We start from the raw sequence: 4,107 nt of genomic DNA, 5'->3' as shown, positions 1-4,107 counted from the left end.
GTGTGGTGCCAGCTCTTCAGCGAACCCGGCGCCGGGTCCGACCTCGCCGCGCTCGCCCCCCCCCCCCGGCGCGCCGCGGGCCCCCGCGCCGGGGTGGTGGGCGGCCCGCAGGTGTGGGCGGCGCGCCCCCCCCCCCCCCCCCGGGCCCCGCCCCCGCCCCGAGGCCCCCAGCCCCGCCGCGCAGAAGGCCGGCGGCGACGCGGCCTCTCTGCCCGACGCGCCGCCCGGCGGCATGTTCTCGTCCCTGAAGATCCGCAACTACCGGCTGTTCGCGACGGGTGCCGTCGTCTCCAACATCGGTACGTGGATGTCCCGCATCACCCAGGACTGGCTGGTCCAGAGCCTGACCCACTCCTCGGCCGCCGTCGGTGTCACGACGGCTCTGCAGTTCCTGCCGATGCTGCTGTTCGGCCTCTACGGCGGCGTCCTCGTGGACCGCTACCCCAAGCGCAGGCTGCTGCTCGGAACGCAGGGCGCCATGGGCCTGTGCGGTCTCGTCCTGGCGGCGCTGACGCTGTCCGGGCACGTCCAGGTCTGGCACGTGTACCTGATCGCGTTCCTGGTCGGTGTCGTGACCGTCGTCGACAACCCGACGCGCCAGTCGTTCGTCTCCGAGATGGTCGGACCGAACCAGGTGCGCAACGCGGTCAGCCTGAATTCGGCCAACTTCCAGACCGCGCGCCTGGTCGGCCCCGCCGTCGCGGGTGTCCTCATCACCTCGGTGGGCAGCGGCTACTCGTTCCTCTTCAACGGCCTCTCGTTCGTCGCGCCCCTCACCGGGCTGATCCTGATGCGCCCCGCCGAGCTGTACAAGGGCCGGCTCGTCAAGCGCGGCAAGGGCCAGCTCAGGGAGGGCCTGCGGTACGTGAAGGGGCGGCCGGAACTGATCGCCCCGATCGTCCTCGTGGGCTTCGTGGGGACCTTCGGGTTCAACTTCCCGATCTGGCTCACGGCGTTCGCGAACAACATCTTCCACGGCGGCGCCGGGATGTACTCGCTGTTCAACATCCTGATGGCGGTGGGCTCACTGGGCGGCGCGCTGCTCGCGGCGCGCAGGCGCTCGACGCGGCTGCGGCTGCTGATCTTCGCGGCGGCGATGTTCGGCCTCCTGGAGGTCGCGGTGTCCTTCTCGCCGTTCGTCTGGCTGTTCTGCCTGGTCCTCGTGCCGATCGGGATGATGGGCATGACGAACAACATCAGTGCGAACACGACGGTGCAGATGGCCGCGGAGCCCGCGATGCGGGGCCGCGTGATGAGCCTCTACATGATGGTGTTCGTCGGCGGCACGCCCATCGGGGGGCCGCTGCTCGGCTGGGTGACCGACACGTTCGGCGCCCGTATCGGCTTCGCTGCGGGCGGCGGCGTCACGCTGCTCGCGGCGCTGGTCGTGGGGTTCGTCCTGGTACGGGTCATCGGCGTACGGCCCCGGATGGGCGTGCGCAGGGGTGTGCCGTACGTGGAACTCGTTCCGCGGCCCGGAAGCCGGGCGGAGGGGGAGCTGGCCCCCGTGGCGTGAGCCCGGGGCGTCGGGGGCCCGGGCCGGGGCCAGTGCTCGGCGCCGCCCGCCCTCCGCGCCGCCCGCCCTTCGCGTACCCCGGCTGTCGGCGCGCGGCCCCGTTGCGGGACCCTCGCGCGGTGGCCGCCAGGACCGGCTCGTTAACCTCGGGGGGTGGACCCGAAGACCCGGAACCGGATCATGGCCGGTGTGCTCGTGCTGCTGTTCGTGATCGTCGCGATCGCGGCGGCGGTGCGCTGATCGGCTCCCGGGCCGCCCGGTGGCGTGACGGACGACCGGGCGGGCCGGGAACCGCGAGGTCCCCGGCCCGCCCCGGCCGCCGCGATCCCGGCGCCTACCAGGCGAAGGCCTCCGGCGAAGGGCCCGGGCCGGGGAAGATCTCGTCGAGGCCGGTCAGGACCTCGTCCGACAGCTCCAGGTCGACCGCGCGCAGCCCCGACTCCAGCTGCTCCATCGTACGCGGGCCGACGATCGGGCCGGTGACGCCCGGCCGCGTCAGCAGCCACGCGAGCGCAGCCTCGCCCGGCTCGACGCCGTGCTTGTCCAGCAGGTCCTCGTAGGCCTGTACCTGGTCCCTGAGCTTGGGGGAGTCCTTCAGGCGGCCCACGGAGCGGCCCGCGTCGCCGCGCTCGCGCTCCTTGCGGATCGCCCCGCCCAGCAGCCCACTGTGCAGCGGCGACCAGGGGATGACGCCGAGGCCGTACTCCTGCGCGGCCGGGATGATCTCCATCTCGGCGCGGCGCTCGGCCAGGTTGTACAGGCACTGCTCGCTGACGAGGCCGACCTTGCCGGCATGCCGCGCGGCCTCGTTGGCCTGGGCGATCTTGTAGCCGGGGAAGTTGGAGGAGCCGGCGTAGAGGATCTTGCCCTGCTGGATCAGGACGTCGATGGCCTGCCAGATCTCGTCGATCGGCGTGTTCCGGTCGACGTGGTGGAACTGGTAGATGTCGATGTGGTCGGTCTGGAGCCGCTTCAGGCTGGCGTCGACCGCCCGGCGGATGTTGACCGCGGACAGCTTGTGGTGGTTCGGCCATGCCGGGGTCTCGGCCCCCATGTAGCCGTTGACCTTGGTGGCGAGGACGACCTTGTCCCTGCGGTCGCCGCCCTTCGCGAACCAGGTGCCGATGATCTCCTCGGTGCGGCCCTTGTTCTCGCCCCACCCGTACACATTGGCGGTGTCGAAGTAGTTGACGCCCGCGTCGAGAGCGGCGTCCATGATGGTGTGGCTGTCGGCCTCGTTGGTGAGCGGGCCGAAGTTCATGGTGCCGAGAACGATGCGGCTGACTTCGAGACCCGTACGACCGAGTTGCGTGTACTTCATGGCTGTAAGCCAACGCGTTCGAGCGGACTCGAAGCAAGGGTGCGCGGGCCTCGCGGTGGAATCGGGCCTGAAGGCCGGACGGCGGACGCGACGACGGGAGCGTGGAGCCATGGCGGCGGAGCGGGACGGAACGGGCGAACGGGCGGCGCCGCTGCCAGCGTGGACGGCGGTGGCGCGGACGGCGCCCGCCGAGGGCGGCGAGCCCGCGTGCATGCTGGAGCTGGTCTGCCCGGGCTGCGGGCAGGTACGGGGCGACACGGGAGCGGCGCGTGCCTGCGAGGCGTGCGGGGCGCCGGGCGCCGGGGGCTGATCACCGAGGCGCCGACGGACGCCGCGCCGCCCCGTGCGGTCACCCGGAGCGCGAGGCTCCGGAGGCAGCGCCCGGCCTCGGTGCCCGTACGCCCCCGGTGCCCGCCGGCGGACCGAGGAGCGTGCCCGCCGCCCCGCCGGGGCCGGTCGCCGGGCCCCGGAGCGTGTGCAGGGCGTCCGCGAACGCCGCCGCGAGCTTGCGCGCACCCGACGGCGACGGATGCGTGCCGTCGTAGGTGTCGCGCCGGATGTCGTACGAGACGGGCGGTGCGGTCGGCGGCGGCGCGAGCAGCAGGGGTGAGCGGGGGCCGCCGATCCCGGCGAGCAGCCGCGCGAGCCGGGCGTTGAAGCGCTCGACCTCGGCGGCGAACAGGGCGTCCGTGCCGGCCCGCACGTTGGGCACGACGGGGAGGACCACGGCGCGTATCCGGGGCGCGGCCGCCCGTGCTTCGGTGAAGAACCGCAGGACGTTCGCTTCCGTGCCCGCACTGTCCGTGTAGAAACCCAGGTCGATCAGACCGAGGGAGACCAGCAGCACATCGGGGCGGGCCTCGTGCACGGCGGCGCGCACGCGCGAGGCCATGTGGAGCCAGCCCTCGCCCCACGCGGCGAGATGCGGCCCGTCACCCGCCGCGTCGTCCGTCGCGTCGTCCGTCGCCCCGCCTGTCGCCGGGCCGGCTCCGGTCCCGCCGGCCGTGGTCCCCTCGGCCTCGCCCTCGTACTGGTGGGTCCAGGGGCCGACCACGGCCGGGGGCCCGCCGGTGCCGCGGCAGGCGGGGCAGTCACCCAGGTGCCGGGTCATCCAGTACCGCCAGGTCCGCTCCCCGGCGCGGCCGATGGTCATGGAGTCGCCGACGAACAGAAGACGCATCGGGCCATCATCCCCGTGCGGCCACCGGCCCTGGCGGCCGGGATGGCAGGCTGGGGGAATGCGCCCCCGCCGCCCGTCGCCGCCGTCCCC

General features: G+C 73.5%; 4 protein-coding genes. 2 read left to right on the top strand and 2 right to left on the bottom strand.

Translation table 11 applies throughout. The features are described from left to right. Window positions 1-232 precede the first annotated feature (232 nt). Window positions 233-1,516: an MFS transporter gene (locus LCE31_RS37540; RefSeq protein ID WP_225022577.1), complete on the top strand. Its 1,284-nt coding sequence runs from the start codon at window positions 233-235 to the stop codon at window positions 1,514-1,516. 334 nt (window positions 1,517-1,850) lie between these two features. On the opposite strand, the gene LCE31_RS37535 is transcribed toward LCE31_RS37540, so the two are convergent. Then, the gene (locus tag LCE31_RS37535; RefSeq protein ID WP_225022575.1) at window positions 1,851-2,837 is read right to left on the bottom strand and encodes an aldo/keto reductase; all 987 of its coding nucleotides are present in this window, start codon (window positions 2,835-2,837) and stop codon (window positions 1,851-1,853) included. A 109-nt stretch (window positions 2,838-2,946) separates the two neighbouring features. Between LCE31_RS37535 and LCE31_RS37530 the strand changes: the two genes are divergently transcribed. Then, complete coding sequence (locus tag LCE31_RS37530) at window positions 2,947-3,147, top strand: hypothetical protein (protein ID WP_225022573.1); 201 nt, start codon at window positions 2,947-2,949, stop codon at window positions 3,145-3,147. 39 nt (window positions 3,148-3,186) lie between these two features. On the opposite strand, the gene LCE31_RS37525 is transcribed toward LCE31_RS37530, so the two are convergent. Further along, window positions 3,187-4,017 (bottom strand): GDSL-type esterase/lipase family protein, encoded by an 831-nt coding sequence (locus LCE31_RS37525; protein WP_225022571.1) that lies wholly within the window; start codon window positions 4,015-4,017, stop codon window positions 3,187-3,189. Window positions 4,018-4,107 lie beyond the last annotated feature (90 nt).

The sequence above is a fragment of the Streptomyces sp. 8L genome, from assembly GCF_020176795.1.
Taxonomy (GTDB): domain Bacteria; phylum Actinomycetota; class Actinomycetes; order Streptomycetales; family Streptomycetaceae; genus Streptomyces.
This window is presented reverse-complemented; position numbering and strand designations above follow the sequence as displayed.